The organism is Streptomyces sp. NPDC053432 (assembly GCF_055585365.1).
In genome coordinates this window covers 152,095-168,426 of sequence record NZ_JBVJKF010000019.1, presented here as the reverse complement: position 1 = coordinate 168,426, position 16,332 = coordinate 152,095, and the positions used below count along the sequence as shown (strand labels likewise).

The window sequence follows — 16,332 nt, the reverse complement described above, 5'->3', positions numbered from 1 at the left end:
GCCAGCCGCGTCACCTTCGCGAAACGCGACTCCGGGCCGTCACCGTCCTCGTAGTTCACCGAGTTGATGACCGCACGACCACCCAGCTTCTCCAGTCCCGCCTGGATCACCGGGACCTCGGTCGAGTCCAGGACGATGGGGAGGGTGGACGCGGTCGCGAAACGGCCGGCGAGTTCTGCCATGTCCGCGACACCGTCACGGCCCACGTAGTCCACGCACAGGTCGAGCATGTGCGCGCCCTCACGGATCTGATCGCGCGCCATCTCCACACAGTCGTCCCAGCGCGCCTCCAGCATCGCCTCGCGGAACTTCTTCGACCCGTTGGCGTTCGTGCGCTCACCGATCGCCATGTACGAGGTGTCCTGCCGGAACGGCACCGTCTGGTACAGCGACGCCGCACCCGGCTCCGGCTGCGGGTCACGCGTGCTCGGGACCATGCCGCGGACCCGCTCCACGACCCGGCGCAGGTGCTCGGGGGTCGTACCGCAGCAGCCGCCGACGAGCGAGAGCCCGTACTCGCGGACAAACGTTTCCTCGGCGTCGGCCAGCTCGGAGGCGGACAGCGGGTAGTGCGCGCCGTCCTTCGTCAGCACGGGCAGGCCGGCGTTGGGCATGCAGGAGATCGGCACACGGGAGTTGCGGGCGAGGTAGCGCAGGTGCTCGCTCATCTCCGCGGGGCCGGTGGCGCAGTTCAGACCGATCATGTCGATGCCGAGGGGCTCCAGGGCGGTCAGCGCCGCGCCGATCTCCGAGCCCAGCAGCATGGTGCCCGTCGTCTCCACCGTCACCGAGCAGATCAGCGGGACGGTGACGCCCAGCCGGTCCATGGCGCGGTGGGCGCCGATGATGGCCGACTTCGTCTGCAGGAGGTCCTGGGTGGTCTCCACGATCAGGGCGTCGGAGCCGCCGGACAGCAGGCCCTCGGCGTTCTGCTGGTAGGCGTCGCGGATCTGGTCGTAGGTGATGTGGCCGAGCGTGGGCAGCTTGGTTCCCGGGCCCATGGATCCGAGCACCCAGCGCTGCAGGCCCGTCGAGGCGGTGAACTCGTCGGCCACCTCGCGTGCGATGCGGGCGCCGGCCTCGGACAGCTCGAAGTTGCGTTCGGCGATGTCGTACTCGGCGAGTGCGGCGTGGTTCGCACCGAAAGTATTCGTTTCGACGCAGTCCACGCCGACCTCGAAGTACGCTTCGTGGACCGTGCGCACGATGTCGGGCCGGGTGATGTTGAGGACCTCGTTGCAGCCTTCGAGCTGCTGGAAGTCGTCCATCGAGGGGTCCTGGGCCTGGAGCATCGTTCCCATGGCGCCGTCGGCGACGACCACGCGGGTGGCGAGCGCCTCTCGGAGGGCGTCGACCCGGGTCAGTGTGTCTGCGGGCGGGTTCGGCAACGAGGCCATGGTGGTGCTCCCTGGGATGCGACGGCTGTCGGCTTTGCACCCCCTCTTTGTCAAGGGTGCACTCGGCCAGAGTAACCGCGTGGACCTGACCCGGTGCGGTCGTCCCATTGGGCGGACTGCATCCTGTGCGCGGGAGGTCCGACGGGGTGTGCCGGGGCGGTGTGGGAGGCCCCGACTTCCGGCGGGACGGGCGTCACCATGCGAAAGGTCGACATCGACCGATAGTGTTCAGCATTGTCGAACTACGTCAGCAGGAGGCTGCGCGATGGCACGGAACATCCAGTCGCTCGAACGAGCCGCTGCGATGCTGCGACTTCTGGCGGGCGGGGAGCGCCGGCTGGGACTGTCGGACGTGGCGTCCGCCCTGGGCCTGGCCAAGGGCACGGCGCACGGCATTCTGCGCACCCTGCAGGCGGAGGGTTTCGTCGAGCAGGACCCGGCCTCGGGCCGCTATCAGCTGGGCGCCGAGCTGCTGCGCCTGGGCAACAGCTATCTGGACGTGCACGAGCTGCGCGCCCGCGCCCTGGTGTGGACGGACGATCTGGCCCGCGCCAGCGGTGAGAGCGTGTACGTGGGGGTACTGCACAAGAGCGGGGTGCTGATCATGCACCACGTGTTCCGGCCCGACGACAGCCGCCAGGTGCTGGAGGTGGGGGCCATGCAGCCGCTGCACTCCACGGCCCTGGGCAAGGTGCTGTCCGCCTACGACCCGGTGGCGCACACGGAGGCCCTGGAGGGGGAGCGGGAGGCGTTCACCCCCCGTACGGTCACGGACACGGTCGGGTTCGAGGAGATCCTCGGGCTGACGCGGGCCCGCGGCTGGGCCTGCGACGTGGAGGAGACCTGGGAGGGCATCGCCTCGGTCGCGGCGCCCATCCACGACCGGCGCAGGATGCCGGTGGGCGCGGTCGCGGTGGCGGGGGCCGTGGAGCGGGTGTGCGGGGAGTCCGGGGAGCCGAGGGCCGCCCTCGTGGCGTCCGTGCGGGACTGCGCGCGGTCGGTTTCACGCGACCTGGGAGCGGGCCGGTTCTGAGCTTGACCTGACGCGTTCACCCCCTACAAGACCCACTCTGTGCGGCTCCGAGCTGCATATGGGTGGGTTTTGCCATTTCCTGATCATGGATTGGCTTGATTTGGGCGATCGTACCTAGTGGTAACGATCCGATTCTTTGACCTGGCCAGGCCTTGACGGGTTCTTCACACAGGCGGAAAACTGCCGTTCATCGGTCGGCAATGTCGAACACCTACCGGCAATACGCGTTAGGATGCGACAAGGCCAAGGACCGGTGCAGCACTCACCGAGTGCGCGGATCCACCGGAGGTACGCCGGTGTCCGCCCACCCCTGGACGTAAGACAAAGGAGTCGCGGGTGTCCAGCTCCGACATCTTCATCGGCGAGACCATCGGTACCGCCCTGCTCACTCTGCTCGGCGGTGGCGTCTGCGCCGCTCTCACGCTCAAGAGCTCCAAGGCCCGCGGCGCGGGCTGGCTCGCGATCACCTTCGGCTGGGGCTTCGCGGTCCTGATCGCCGCCTACGTCTCCGCACCGCTCTCCGGCGCGCACCTCAACCCGGCGGTCACCGTCGGCATCGCCGTCAAGACCGGCGAGTGGGGCGACGTCCCCGTCTACTTCGCCGGCCAGCTGCTCGGCGCCATGCTGGGCGCGGTCGTGATGTGGGTCGCGTACTACGGCCAGTTCGCCGCACACCTGGCGGACCCGGAGAACATCAAGGACGCGCGCCTCGGTCCCGAGGACCCGCACCCGCACGACAAGGCCGGCCCCGTGCTCGGCATCTTTTCGACCGGCCCCGAGATCCGCAACGTGGTCCAGAACCTCGCCACGGAGATCATCGGCACCTTCGTCCTGGTCATCGCGATCCTGACCCAGGGTCTGCAGGACGGCGGCAAGGGCCTCGGCGTCATCGGTGTCCTGATCACGTCGTTCGTGGTCGTCGGCATCGGCCTCTCGCTGGGCGGTCCGACCGGTTACGCGATCAACCCGGTCCGCGACCTCGGTCCCCGCATAGTCCACGCCCTGCTCCCGCTGCCCAACAAGGGCGGCTCGGACTGGGGGTACTCCTGGATCCCGGTCGTCGGCCCGCTCGTCGGTGCCGCACTCGCCGGCGGTCTGTACAACATCGCGTTCGCCTGATCAGCATCGGCCCGCGTTCGTAAGATCCGCACCGCATCCTGATTCCGCCTACTCACAGACCTGCCAGGAGCAGCCACATGACCAGCAGCACCGGCCCCTTCATCGCCGCGATCGACCAGGGCACCACCTCCTCCCGCTGCATCGTCTTCGACCGCGACGGCCGCATCGTCGCCGTCGACCAGAAGGAGCACGAGCAGATCTTCCCGAAGCCGGGCTGGGTCGAGCACGACGCCACCGAGATCTGGACCAACGTCCAGGAGGTCGTCGCCGGGGCCATCGCGAAGGCGGAGATCACCGCCGCCGACGTCAAGGCCGTCGGCATCACCAACCAGCGCGAGACCACCGTCCTGTGGGACAAGAACACCGGCGAGCCGGTCCACAACGCGCTGGTCTGGCAGGACACCCGCACCGACGCCCTGTGCAAGGAGCTCGGCCGCAACGTCGGCCAGGACCGCTTCCGCCGCGAGACCGGCCTTCCCCTGGCGAGCTACTTCGCCGGCCCGAAGGTCCGCTGGCTGCTCGACAACGTCGAGGGCCTGCGCGAGCGCGCCGAGGCCGGCGACATCCTCTTCGGCACCATGGACTCCTGGGTCATCTGGAACCTGACCGGCGGTGCCCAGGGCGGTCACCACGTCACCGACGTGACCAACGCCTCGCGCACCATGCTGATGAACCTGCACACCCTGGCCTGGGACGAGAAGATCGCCGAGTCCATGGGCGTGCCGATGAACGTCCTGCCGGAGATCAAGTCCTCCGCCGAGGTCTACGGCCACGTCAAGGACGGCGTCCTCGCCGGTGTCCCGGTCGCCTCGGCGCTCGGTGACCAGCAGGCCGCCCTGTTCGGCCAGACGTGTTTCGCCGAGGGCGAGGCCAAGTCCACCTACGGCACCGGAACGTTCATGCTGATGAACACCGGCGACAAGATCATCAACTCCTACAGCGGCCTGCTGACCACGGTCGGCTACCAGATCGGCGACCAGAAGCCGGTCTACGCGCTGGAGGGCTCCATCGCCGTCACCGGCTCGCTCGTCCAGTGGATGCGCGACCAGATGGGCCTGATCAAGTCCGCGGCCGAGATCGAGACCCTGGCCTCCTCCGTCGAGGACAACGGCGGCGCCTACTTCGTCCCGGCCTTCTCCGGCCTGTTCGCCCCGTACTGGCGCTCCGACGCCCGCGGTGTGATCGCCGGCCTCACCCGGTACGTCACCAAGGCGCACATCGCCCGTGCCGTCCTGGAGGCCACCGCCTGGCAGACCCGCGAGATCACCGACGCCATGACCAAGGACTCGGGCGTCGAGCTCACGGCCCTCAAGGTCGACGGCGGCATGACCTCCAACAACCTGCTGATGCAGACGCTCTCGGACTTCCTGGACGCCCCCGTGGTGCGCCCGATGGTCGCCGAGACCACCTGCCTCGGCGCCGCCTACGCCGCCGGCCTGGCCGTCGGCTTCTGGCCCGACACCGACGCCCTGCGCGCCAACTGGCGCCGCGCGGCCGAGTGGACCCCGCGGATGCCCGCCGAGCAGCGGGAGCGCGAGTACAAGAGCTGGCTCAAGGCCGTCGAGCGGTCCATGGGCTGGGTCGACGACGAAGACGCCAGCTGACCTCACTCAGCCGACGCTATCGACGAGGAGCTAAGAGAGATATGAGCAGCCTGCAGAGCGTGACCGCACTGGGCACGCACCCGACCGCCGGTTCGAACGCGAGCCGGGCCGAGACCCGCGAGCAGTTGGCGAAGGCCACGTACGACCTCCTGGTCATCGGCGGTGGCATCCTGGGCACCTCGGTGGCCTGGCACGCCGCGCAGTCGGGTCTGCGGGTCGCCATGGTGGACGCCGGCGATTTCGCCGGCGCCACCTCCTCCGCCTCCTCCAAGCTCGTCCACGGCGGTCTGCGCTACCTGCAGACCGGCGCGGTCAAGCTGGTGGCCGAGAACCACCACGAGCGGCGGGTGCTGGCCAAGGACGTGGCCCCGCACCTGGTCAACCCGCTCACGTTCTACCTGCCGGTCTACAAGGGCGGTCCGGTGGGTGCGGCCAAGCTGGGCGCGGGCGTCTTCGCCTACTCCGCCCTCTCGGCCTTCGGCGACGGCATGGGCAAGGTCATATCCCCGGCCCGTGCCGTCGCCGACAACCCCGGCCTGAAGACCGACAACCTCAAGGCCGTGGCCGTCTACTACGACCACCAGATGAACGACTCGCGCGTCGCCGTCATGACGGTCCGCGCGGCCGTCGAGTCCGGCGCGGTCGTGCTGAACCACGCCGAGGTCACCGGGCTGCGCATGACGCGCGGCCGGGTCACCGGCGCCGAGCTCAAGGACCGCCTGGACGGCACCGAGTTCGGGGTCGACGCCCGCGTCGTGCTCAACGCCACCGGCCCGTGGGTGGACCACCTGCGGCGCATGGAAGACAAGCACGCGCTGCCGTCGATCCGCCTCTCCAAGGGCGCGCACATCGTCATGAAGCGCAAGTCGCCGTGGAAGGCCGCCATGGCCACCCCGATCGACAAGTACCGCATCACCTTCGCCCTGCCGTGGGAGGACCAGCTCCTGCTCGGCACCACCGACGAGGTGTACGAGGGTGACCCGGCCGACGTGCGCGCCACCGAGGCCGACATCCAGCAGATCCTGGACGAGGCGGCCTTCTCGGTGAAGGACGCCGACCTGGACCGCTCCCTGATGACCTACGCCTTCGCGGGCCTGCGCGTGCTGCCCGGCGGCCCCGGCGGGGTCGAGAAGGCCAAGCGCGAGACGGTCGTCTCGGAGGGCGCGGGCGGCATGCTGTCGGTGGCGGGCGGCAAGTGGACGACGTACCGGCACATCGGCCGCGTGGTCATGGACAAGCTGGCCAAGCTCCCGGGCAGCCCGCTCACCGACGACATGGAACCGGTCAAGTCGCTCGTGCGCCGCGTGCCGCTGCCCGGTGTCGCGAACCCGAACGCGGTCGCGCACCGGCTGCTCGTGGACCGCGAGCCCGGTGCCCGCATGGACCCGCTGACCGCGCGCCACCTGGCCTCGCACTACGGTTCGCTCGCCTTCGACATCGCGCGGATCGCGAACGAGGACCCGGCGCTGGCCGAGCGCATCCACCCGGACGGTCCGGAGATCTGGGCGCAGGTCGCGTACGCCCGTGACCACGAGTGGGCCGAGACGGTCGACGACGTGCTGCGCCGGCGTACGACGGTGACGATCCGGGGTCTGGACGACGAGGCCGTGCGGGCCCGGGTCGAGGAGATGCTGGGCCGCAAGGCATAGGTCTCCCGCAGGTGGGGAAGAGGGGCGGTTCCAGAGGGGAACCGCCCCTCTGTCGTGGGCTGTGGCCGGTGTCGTCTCAAGGCTTAGGCTGACCCACGTACACAAGGGAACTTCGGAAGGAGACCTGGGTGATCGAGCTTGAGGGCGTGCCCGAGCTGATCGACCCGGTCATGGTGGCCGCGTTCGAGGGCTGGAACGACGCGGGTGACGCGGCCTCCGGTGCGGTCGCGCACCTGGACCGGGAGTGGAAGGGCGAGGTGTTCGCGGCGCTCGACGCCGAGGACTACTACGACTTCCAGGTCAACCGGCCGACGGTGTGGCTGGACAACGGGGTACGGAAGATCACATGGCCGACGACCCGGCTGTCGGTGGTGCGGATCGGCGGGGCGAAGCCGCGCGACCTGGTGCTGGTGCGCGGCATCGAACCGTCCATGCGGTGGCGGTCGTTCTGCAACGAGCTGCTGGGCTTCGCGCACGAGCTGGGCGTGGAGATGGTCGTCGTCCTGGGCGCGCTGCTCGGGGACACCCCGCACACCCGGCCGGTGCCGGTGAGCGGGGTCACCTCGGACGCGGACCTGGCGCGGACGATGGACCTGGAGGAGACCAAGTACGAGGGTCCGACGGGGATCGTGGGCGTGCTGCAGGAGGCCTGCACGCATGCCGGGGTGCCGGCGGTGTCGCTGTGGGCGGCGGTGCCGCACTACGTGTCGCAGCCGCCGAACCCGAAGGCGACGCTGGCTCTGCTGAACCGGCTGGAGGATCTGATCGACATCCGGATCCCGCTGGGTGAACTCCCCGAGGACGCGCGGGCGTGGCAGCTGGGCGTGGACCAACTCGCGGCGGAGGACAGCGAGGTGGCGGAGTACGTCCAGACGCTGGAGGAGGCGCGGGACACGGCCGATCTGCCGGAGGCGTCGGGGGACGCGATCGCGCGGGAGTTCGAGCGGTACCTGCGCCGTCGTGACCCTTCGGCTTCCGCCGAGCCGGGTGACGGGTCGTACCTGCGGGACACCTCCAGCGGGCTGACGCGTCCGCCGAAGCGGAAGCCGGACTCCCCGTCCGAGGAACCCCCGGCTCCGCCGGAGGAGCCGGGCGAGGACACTCCCGAGGCGTAGCGGGGGGCGTGGACGCCGCTGCGCGGAGCGGTCCCCGCCCCGCCCTTTCTCCGTTTCCCGGGGCTCCGCCCCGGACCCCGCGCCTCGAACGCCGGCGGGGCTGGAATATCCAGCCCCGCCGGCGTTCGAGGCGGGACCGGTGGAAGGGCGGGTAGGGGACCGCTCCGCGCAGCGGCCCCCCGTACCCGCCCGGGGCTAAAGGGCTACGCCCAGCAACGCGTCCACCGTGCGGGAGACCAGGCCGGGGGCCGACTCGTCGTCGCCGTCGGAGGCGTTCTGGGCGTCCACCCAGCGGTCCACCGCCGCCAGCGCCGCCGGGGCGTCCAGGTCGTCGGCGAGGGCCTCGCGGACCTCCTCCACGAGGGCGTCCGCGGGGATGCCGTCCGGGCGGGAGACCGCCGCGCGCCACCGCTCCAGGCGGGCGACCGCCTCGGCGAGGACCTCGTCCGTCCACTCCCAGTCGGCCCGGTAGTGGTGGGACAGGAGCGCCAGGCGGATCGCCGCCGGGTCGACCCCGGCCCGCCGCAGCGCGGAGACGAAGACCAGGTTGCCCTTCGACTTCGACATCTTCTCGCCGTGCAGGGCGACCATGCCCGCGTGCACGTACGCCTTGGCCATCGGGAACTCGCCCGTCAGGACCTGCGCGTGCGAGGCGCCCATCTCGTGGTGCGGGAACGCCAGGTCGGAGCCGCCGCCCTGGATGTCGAAGCCCATGCCCAGGTGGTCCAGGGCGATGGCGACGCATTCGATGTGCCAGCCGGGCCGGCCGCGGCCCAGCGAGCCGCCGTCCCAGCTCGGCTCGCCCGGTCGGGCGGCCATCCACAGCATCGGGTCGAGCGGGTTCTTCTTCCCCTGGCGGTCGGGGTCGCCGCCGCGCTCGGCGGAGAGCAGGCGCATGGCCTCGGCGTCGAGGTTGGAGACCTTTCCGAAGTTCGCGTCGGACTCCACCGAGAAGTAGACGTCGCCGTCCAGCTCGTACGCCGCGCCCGCGTCCCGCAGCCGCTCCACGAGCGGCACGATGCCCGGTATGGCCTCGACTGCGCCGATGTAGTGCTGCGGGGGCAGCATCCGCAGGGCGGTCATGTCCTCGCGGAAGAGGGCCGTCTCGCGTTCGGCGAGCTCGGTCCAGTCGTGGCCGTCGCGCAGCGCCCGCTCCAGGAGCGGGTCGTCCACGTCCGTGACGTTCTGGACGTAGTGGACCTGCCGCTTGGTGTCGAGCCACACGCGCTGTACGAGGTCGAACGCGTTGTAGGTCGCCGCGTGACCGATGTGGGTCGCGTCGTACGGGGTGATGCCGCAGACGTAGATACGGGCGACGGGACCGGGGTCGAGGGTGATCGTCCCCTGGGTCGCGGTGTCGTGGATCTGGAGGTCGCGGCCCTTGCCGGGCAGGGCGGGGACCTCAGAAGCGGGCCAGGCATGCATGCGTCGAGCCTAACCGGACGGGTGTTCCTTATACGAACTGGACCTGCACTGTTGTCTTGATCGGCACTCTTGCGGTCTGGCCGGATCTGTGCGTGTCGTACTGGCCGGTTCGTACCGGCTCGGACCAGGGGCCCAGACCAGTGGCTCAGACCGGTGGCCACGGGATCGAGGGCCACTGTCCGGAGGGCTGCGGGTGGATCCCGGTGCGCAGCAGCCGGGCCACCCGTTCCCGTACGGCGGCCAGCTCGACGGGTGTGATCAGTTCGGCCAGCCGGGTGGCGAGGGGCTCTCCCTCGGCGAGCCGGGCGGTGAGCGCGGCGAGGACCTCGCGGGCCTCGTCGGTCAGCGGCTCCCCCGCCCAGCCCCACAGCAGGGTGCGCAGTTTGTCCTCGGTGTGGAAGCTCACGCCGTGGTCGATGCCGTAGAGGCGTCCGTCGGGTGCGGGCAGCAGGTGGCCGCCCTTGCGGTCGCCGTTGTTGATCACGGCGTCCAGTACGGAGAGCCGGCGCAGCCTGGGGTCGTCGGCGTGGACGAGCAGGGCGGTGCGGCCCTCGCCCACGTCGGCGAGGGCGACGGCCTTCCAGCCCTCCCCCGCCTCCTCGCCGTCGACGAGGGCGAGGAGGCCCGCTGCCGGGTCGTCCTCCCGCGCCGTCTCGATCCAGTGCTGGACCATGCCCTCGCCGTAGGGGCCGTCGCGCAGCACGGTGGTGGGCACCAGTCCCCAGCCGGTGGCCTCGGAGACCAGGTAGGCGGCGACCTCGCGCTGGGCGAGGCTGCCGTCGGGGAAGTCCCACAGGGGCCGCTCGCCCTTGACCGGCTTGTACACGCACTGGGTGCTATCGCCCTCGTACGTGACGGTGCACAGCAGGACGGCGTTGGACGCCTCCCGGATCCTGCCGACGACGCTCAGCTCGCCGTTGGCGAGCAGTTCCTCCAGCTCCCCCGTCGCGTTCACGCCTGGCGCCGGTAGCCGTTCTGGCGCGGGCACACGTGACCCTCCGGGTCGAGGGGCAGGCTGCAGAGGGGGCACGGCGGTCGGCCGGCGTTGACCACGTCCAGGGCCCGCTTGGCGAAGGCCCGGGCCTGGGCCCCGCTGAGGCGGACCCGCAGCATGGGCGGGCCGTTCTCCTCGTCCTGGAGCAGACGCTCCTCGGCCTCGGCGAGGTCCTCGTCGGAGTCCGCGTCGAGTTCGACGAGGGCCTGGGCCTCGACGATCATCCGCTGTTCCTCGCCGTCCCAGGCCAGGGCCATGGTGCCGACGCGGAACTCCTCCTCGACGGGGACGTCCAGGGGCGCCGTGTCGGCGGCCTCGGCGGGGGCGACGGCCGGGACCGGGGCATTGCCCCCGGTGCGCCGTACGACCTCGTCCAGCAGCTCGTCCATCCGCTCGGCGAGCGCCGCGACCTGGGTCTTCTCCAGGGAGACGCTGGTGACGCGGGGGCCGGCGGAGGCCTGCAGGAAGAACGTACGGCGTCCCGGCAGACCGACCGTGCCGGCCACGAAGCGGTCCGGCGGGTCGTAGAGGAACACCTGACGGGGCACGTCCAGTCTCCAAGTCTCGGCGGCAGGGGGTGCGCTGCGCGTGTCTGTGCTCTTTGCTATGGCCAGTCCACCCTACTGCGCCGTTCGATCACGCCGCGCCCGCGCCGCCGCCCACGACGGCGTTCCCGGCGTCCTCGGCGTCCTTGTCGGCGGTCCGGGCCTGGTCGCCGGGTACGAGCGAGCCGAAGTCCCCGGTGTCGCCGAGCCTGAAGACGAAGGGGCGGGTCGGCGTGTACCGGATCGCGGTCACCGAGCAGGGGTCGACGTGGATGCGCTGGAAGAGGTCCAGGTGCATGCCGAGGGCGTCGGCGACAAGGGACTTGATGATGTCGCCGTGCGAGCACATCAGGTAGACGGCGTCGGCGCCGTGCTGCTCCTCGATGCGCGCGTTCCACTCCCGTACGGCCTCCACGGCGCGGGCCTGCATGGCGCGCATGGACTCCCCGCCGGGGAAGGCGGCCGCCGAGGGGTGCTGCTGGACGATCTTCATCAGGGGCTGGTCGGCGAGTTCGGAGAGTTTGCGGCCCGACCAGTCGCCGTAGTGGCATTCGCCGATCCGCTCGTCGGTGTGCAGTTCCAGCTCGGGCCGGGCGGCCAGGAGCGGCGCGAGGGTTTCGCGGCAGCGTTGCAGCGGGCTGGTGACGGCGGCGACGAGGGGCACGCCGACCAGGCGTCCGGGCAGCTTGGCGGCCTGTTCGGCGCCGCGCTCGTCGAGGGCGACCCCCGGGGTCCATCCGGCGAGCAGCCCGGCGGTGTTGGCGGTGGACCGCCCGTGTCGTACGAGGATCAGCGTGGCCATGGAGCACAGCCTAGTGCTGTGGCCGGAAGGGTTCGCCGGGTCGCGGTGTCCGGTGCGGTGCATCGCAAGGCGGAGAGCCGCACCCGACACCGCGAGGTGGCGTGCCGGGCCGTGCGCCGTGAGCCGTGAGCCGGTGAACCTTGCCGGTCACAGCACCATGCCCCGCGGGGAAGGGCACTGCGCGGTGACGCCGCGGTGCGTGCGGGCCGCGGGCAGGGAAGAATGCCCCGAGTGATAGTGGACTGCGCAATTTACCGGAACGGCGCCCGGGCCGAGGGCCCGGCGGACTTCTCCGACGCCCTCGCCGAGGCGCGGGCTGCCGGTGACGCCTTCCTGTGGGTGGGCCTGCACGAGCCGACGGAGAAGGAATTCGACCACGTCCGCGAGGAGTTCGGACTGCACTCGCTGGCGGTGGAGGACGCGCTGACGGCGCACCAGCGCCCGAAGCTGGAGGTGTACGACGACTCGCTGTTCGTCGTCCTCAAGCCGGTGCTGTACGACGAGGACACCGACACGGTGACGGCGGGCGAGCTGATGGTGTTCATCGGCGACTCCTTCGTGGTCACGGTCCGGCACGGCGAGGGCGCCCCGCTGGCCGCCGTGCGCCGCCGGCTGGAGCACGAGCCGGAGGTGCTGCGACACGGTCCGACGGCCGTGCTGTACGCGGTGTCGGACGCGGTGGTGGACCACTACATCGAGGTGGCGGCCGAGCTGCAGGCGGACCTGGAGGAGCTGGAGGCCGACGTGTTCGCGCCGAACGCCCTGGACACCAAGAACACCGCCGCCCGGATCTACGGCTTCAAGCGGCAGGTCCTGGAGTTCCGCCGGGCGACGAGCCCGCTGCTCCAGCCGATGGACCGGCTGGCGTTCGGGGACGTGCCGTTCGTCCACGACCACGCGCAGCCGTTCTTCCGTGACGTCGCGGACCACCTGACCAAGGCGAACGAGTACATCGAGGGGCTGGACCGGCTGCTGTCGGACGCGCTGGCGGCGCATCTGGCGCAGATGGGCGTGCGGCAGAACGACGACATGCGCAAGATCTCGGCGTGGGCGGCGATGGCGGCGGTCCCCACGATGGTGGCGGGGATCTACGGGATGAATTTCGACGACATGCCGGAGCTGAGGCAGACCTGGGGCTACCCCGTGGTGCTGGTGGTGATGGTGGGGGCGTGTCTGGGCCTGCACCGGCTGTTCAAGCGCCGCGGCTGGCTGTAGGTCGGGGAAGAGGCGGCCCGGTGCGGTGACCGGCAAGGGTTCACCGCGTCACGGCGCCCGGCACGCCACCTCGCGGCGTTGTCGGTCCGCGCGAGTACGTCCCGTACGAGCCGCGGCCCGCCGCCTTGCGATGCACCGCACCGGACACCGCGACCCGGCAGCAGACCTCTCCGGCCACGGCGCTAGGCGAAGCCGGGGGCCGGCGCCGGGGCTCCGCCGAGCGCGTCGCGCCGTTCCGGCATGCGCAGGCTGACGGCCCGGTGCCAGCCGCTGAACCGCTCGTACGCGTACACACCGCGGATGCCGGCGGCGAAGGCGGCCGCCTTGGGGGCGGGCCAGTTCAGCAGCCGTCCCATGTGGGCCATGACGGCGAGGCTGACCTCGCGGTAGACGCGGATCTCCACGAGTGCGCTGTCGCGCAGCACCCGCCGGATGGTCTGGCCGTGTCCCCGGCCGGCCAGGCGCAGCAACTCCTCGTGGCAGTAGGCGAGGTGGTTGTCCTCGTCGTGGCTGATGACGCGGATGGCCTTGCCGAGCTCGGGGTGGTCGCCGAAGTACTTGACGAGCATGTCCATCTGGTCGGCGGCGCGCTGTTCGGTGACGCGGCTGTGCGCGAGGTAGACGATGACGTCCCGCTCGGTCAGGGGCTCGTCCCGGCGCAGTTTCTCGTGGGCGAGGCCGATGCCGGCGCGTTCCAGCAGCATCGTGTAGTCGGTCTCGGGCGGGACGGGGACGGGCTGCAGGCCGCGTTTGCGCAGCAGCGCGTGGAAGATCCGTCCGTGCTTGTCCTCGTCGGCGCCGTGCCGGGTGATCTTGGGCGCGAGGTGGCGCATGGAGTCGGGGACCAGGGCCGCGATGCGGCCGTTCTCCCAGCCGCCCTGGGCCTCCCCGCTGGCGGCGATGGAGCAGAACAGCTGGAAGGTCTCGTCGTTGTCGACGATCTCCTGGAACACGCTGCGGGCAGAGAGCATGCATCGAGTCAAACCCCGGTCACCGGGGCGGGCAACCGAGGGGTGGCCCCGCTCGTCCGAATGAACGAAACGAGGCCGTCGCGCGGAGCGCGTAACCCCGGGGGCGCCCGGAGCGTTGTTGGCTGTGTCGGCCGTGGCGGGGAAGACCCCCCGAGCCCCCACCACGGCCGCAGACTCCCCGGGTCAGGCCAGTCCGGCCCGCTCCAGGGCCTCGGTGCCGGCGCGCAGGGCGGCGATCCGCTCGTCCAGGGTGAAGCCGGCCGGGGCGAGCGTGAGGGTGGTGACCCCGGCCTCCGCGTAGGCCCGCATACCGTCCGCGATGCGCTCGACCGGGCCGAGCAGGGTGGTCGAGTCGATCAGCGAGTGCGGGACGGCCGCGGCGGCCCCGGTCTTGTCGCCCGCCAGGTACTTGTCCTGGATCTCGGCGGCTTCCTTCTCGTAGCCCATGCGCTGGGCCAGCTGGTTGTAGAAGTTCTGCTTGCGGCTGCCCATGCCGCCGACGTAGAGGGCGGTGTAGGGGCGGAACATGTCGGCGAGCGCGTTCACGTCCTCGCCGAGGGCCAGCGGCACGGTCGGGCAGACGTCGAAGCCGTCCATGGTCAGTCCGGCCTTCTCGCGCCCGGCGCGGATGTGGCGCAGGGCCGTCTCCTCCAGGTGCTCCGCGGCCGGGAAGATCAGCAGCGCGCCGTCGGCGATCTCGCCGGTCTGCTCCAGGTTCTTCGGGCCGATCGCGGCGATGTAGAGCGGGATGTGCTCGCGCTCGGGGTGCACGGTCAGCTTGATGGGCTTGCCGGGGCCGCCGGGCAGCGGCAGGGTCCAGTGCTCGCCGTCGTAGCTCAGGCGCTCGCGGGTCATGGCCTTGCGCACGATCTCGACGTACTCGCGGGTGCGCGCGAGCGGCTTGTCGAACTTGACGCCGTACCAGCCTTCGGAGACCTGCGGGCCGGAGACGCCGAGGCCGAGGCGGAAGCGGCCCTTGGTGAGGGAGTCGAGGGTGGCCGCGGTCATGGCGGTCATGGCCGGCTGGCGCGCCGGGATCTGCATGATGGCCGACCCGACGTCGATGCGCTCGGTCTGGGCCGCGACCCAGGTCAGGACGGTCGGGGCGTCCGAACCGTAGGCCTCGGCGGCCCAGCAGACGTCGTAGCCGAGACGGTCGGCCTCCTGGGCGACGGCGAGGTTGTCGGCGTCCATGCCCGCACCCCAGTAGCCGAGATTGATGCCGAGCCGCATAAGTCGTCCCCTTACCGGTTTACCGATCAGTAACGTGTATGTGCGGGGACTGTAGCGCGCCCGAGTCCCATTCGTCAGCGCCCCAGTAGTCTCAGCGCTCATGGAGCAGAGGCATCTCGGCCGCACCGGACTGCGTGTTTCCCGGATCGGGCTCGGCACCCTCACCTGGGGCCGGGACACCGGCGAGGAAGCCGCCGCCGAGCAGATGAAGACGTTCTGGGACGCGGGCGGCACGCTCGTGGACACCGCGGACGTGTACGGCGGCGGGGAGGCGGAGTACCTCCTCGGGCAGCTGGTGGGCGGCCTGATCCCGCGCCGGGACGTGGTGATCGCGACGAAGGCGGGCAGTGTGCCCGATCCGTACCGGCGGTTCGACGGCTCGCGCGGGCACCTGCTGGCCGCGCTCGACGCCTCGCTGGACCGGCTGGGCACCGATTACGTCGACCTGTGGCAGGTCCACGCCTTCGATCCGGGGACGCCGCTGGAGGAGACCCTGCACGCGGTGGACCTGGCGGTGAGCAGCGGCCGGGCCCGCTACGCGGGGGTCTCCAACTTCAGCGGCTGGCAGCTCGCCAAGGCGGCGACGTGGCAGTTGGCGGTGCCGGGGGCGCGCACCCGTCTCGCCTCGACGCAGATGGAGTACTCCCTGCTCCAGCGGGGGGTCGAACGCGAGGTGCTCCCGGCGGCGCTGGACCTGGAGGTCGGCCTCCTCCCGTCCTCCCCCCTCGGGCGCGGGGTCCTGACGGGGAAGTACCGCTCCGGCGCCGTTCCGGCGGATTCCCGGGGCGGGTCGGAGTCCCTGGCCGGGTTCGTGGCGCCGTACCTGGACGAGGCGGCGGGCCGGATCGTGGACGCGGTCGCGACGGCGGCGCACGGCCTGGCCGTGACCCCGCTGCAGGTGGCGCTGGCGTGGGTCCGCGACCGGCCGGGGGTGGTGGCGCCGATCGTCGGCGCACGGACATCGGCGCAGCTCGCGGAGGCACTGTCGGTGGAGACGCTTACCCTTCCCGAGGAGATCTGCCGGGCGCTGGACGATGTCTCAGCACCCGTGCACCGCTACCCCGATCCTGACTGGAGCACCCTGTGAGCACGGACCGCCACGGACCCGCCGGACCCGCTGACGCGGAAGACCCCGCAGCCGGTCAGCCGAACACCGGCGCAACGGGCACCGAGGCGGGGACCGCGGCAGCCGGGAACCACGGAGCCACTGCTGCCGGGCCGGCGACCGGT

14 protein-coding genes are annotated in these 16,332 nt (G+C 71.1%); 7 read left to right on the top strand and 7 right to left on the bottom strand.

The window, feature by feature from the left end:
- A partial coding sequence (locus tag ACZ6Y1_RS27930) for a homocysteine S-methyltransferase family protein (protein WP_469635586.1) occupies positions 1–1,397 on the bottom strand: 1,397 nt, incomplete at its 3' end.
- A gap of 265 nt (positions 1,398–1,662) precedes the next feature.
- Between ACZ6Y1_RS27930 and ACZ6Y1_RS27925 the strand changes: the two genes are divergently transcribed.
- The 5 genes from ACZ6Y1_RS27925 to ACZ6Y1_RS27905 all read left to right on the top strand — a co-directional run bounded on the left by ACZ6Y1_RS27925 (position 1,663) and on the right by ACZ6Y1_RS27905 (position 7,917).
- Positions 1,663–2,430 carry an IclR family transcriptional regulator gene (locus ACZ6Y1_RS27925; protein WP_469635580.1) on the top strand — a complete coding sequence of 256 codons (768 nt, stop codon included), beginning with the start codon at positions 1,663–1,665 and terminating at the stop codon, positions 2,428–2,430.
- Between the two features lie 336 nt (positions 2,431–2,766).
- Positions 2,767–3,549: an MIP/aquaporin family protein gene (locus tag ACZ6Y1_RS27920; protein ID WP_469635575.1), complete on the top strand. Its 783-nt coding sequence runs from the start codon at positions 2,767–2,769 to the stop codon at positions 3,547–3,549.
- Positions 3,550–3,626: 77 nt separating this feature from the next.
- Positions 3,627–5,153, top strand: coding sequence for a glycerol kinase GlpK (gene glpK, locus ACZ6Y1_RS27915; RefSeq protein WP_469635572.1), 1,527 nt, complete (start codon positions 3,627–3,629; stop codon positions 5,151–5,153).
- Positions 5,154–5,194: 41 nt separating this feature from the next.
- Entirely contained in the window at positions 5,195–6,802 is a 1,608-nt protein-coding gene (locus ACZ6Y1_RS27910; protein WP_469635568.1) for a glycerol-3-phosphate dehydrogenase/oxidase, read from the top strand.
- A gap of 128 nt (positions 6,803–6,930) precedes the next feature.
- Positions 6,931–7,917 carry a PAC2 family protein gene (locus tag ACZ6Y1_RS27905; protein ID WP_469635565.1) on the top strand — a complete coding sequence of 329 codons (987 nt, stop codon included), beginning with the start codon at positions 6,931–6,933 and terminating at the stop codon, positions 7,915–7,917.
- 195 nt (positions 7,918–8,112) lie between these two features.
- On the opposite strand, the gene mshC is transcribed toward ACZ6Y1_RS27905, so the two are convergent.
- From mshC to ACZ6Y1_RS27885, 4 genes are all read right to left on the bottom strand, one after another.
- Entirely contained in the window at positions 8,113–9,342 is a 1,230-nt protein-coding gene (mshC, locus tag ACZ6Y1_RS27900) for a cysteine--1-D-myo-inosityl 2-amino-2-deoxy-alpha-D-glucopyranoside ligase (protein ID WP_469635562.1), read from the bottom strand.
- 145 nt (positions 9,343–9,487) lie between these two features.
- Positions 9,488–10,330 (bottom strand): SCO1664 family protein, encoded by an 843-nt coding sequence (locus ACZ6Y1_RS27895; protein WP_469635557.1) that lies wholly within the window; start codon positions 10,328–10,330, stop codon positions 9,488–9,490.
- Positions 10,294–10,884 carry a DUF3090 domain-containing protein gene (locus tag ACZ6Y1_RS27890; RefSeq protein ID WP_469635554.1) on the bottom strand — a complete coding sequence of 197 codons (591 nt, stop codon included), beginning with the start codon at positions 10,882–10,884 and terminating at the stop codon, positions 10,294–10,296. Before ACZ6Y1_RS27890 ends, ACZ6Y1_RS27895 begins: the two co-directional genes overlap by 37 nt.
- An 88-nt stretch (positions 10,885–10,972) precedes the next feature.
- A complete protein-coding gene (locus ACZ6Y1_RS27885) occupies positions 10,973–11,683 on the bottom strand; it encodes a histidine phosphatase family protein (RefSeq protein ID WP_469635551.1) in 711 nt (236 codons plus the stop codon).
- Between the two features lie 222 nt (positions 11,684–11,905).
- Between ACZ6Y1_RS27885 and ACZ6Y1_RS27880 the strand changes: the two genes are divergently transcribed.
- Entirely contained in the window at positions 11,906–12,898 is a 993-nt protein-coding gene (locus ACZ6Y1_RS27880) for a magnesium and cobalt transport protein CorA (protein ID WP_469635548.1), read from the top strand.
- A 182-nt stretch (positions 12,899–13,080) separates the two neighbouring features.
- Here ACZ6Y1_RS27880 and ACZ6Y1_RS27875 read toward each other — a convergent pair whose 3' ends face one another.
- Positions 13,081–13,869, bottom strand: a complete 789-nt coding sequence (locus tag ACZ6Y1_RS27875; RefSeq protein WP_469635544.1) for a ferritin-like domain-containing protein — start codon at positions 13,867–13,869, stop codon at positions 13,081–13,083.
- Positions 13,870–14,052: 183 nt separating this feature from the next.
- Positions 14,053–15,102, bottom strand: coding sequence for an LLM class F420-dependent oxidoreductase (locus tag ACZ6Y1_RS27870; RefSeq protein WP_469635541.1), 1,050 nt, complete (start codon positions 15,100–15,102; stop codon positions 14,053–14,055).
- Between the two features lie 100 nt (positions 15,103–15,202).
- Between ACZ6Y1_RS27870 and ACZ6Y1_RS27865 the strand changes: the two genes are divergently transcribed.
- Entirely contained in the window at positions 15,203–16,189 is a 987-nt protein-coding gene (locus ACZ6Y1_RS27865; RefSeq protein ID WP_469635538.1) for an aldo/keto reductase, read from the top strand.
- Positions 16,190–16,332: the final 143 nt, after the last annotated feature.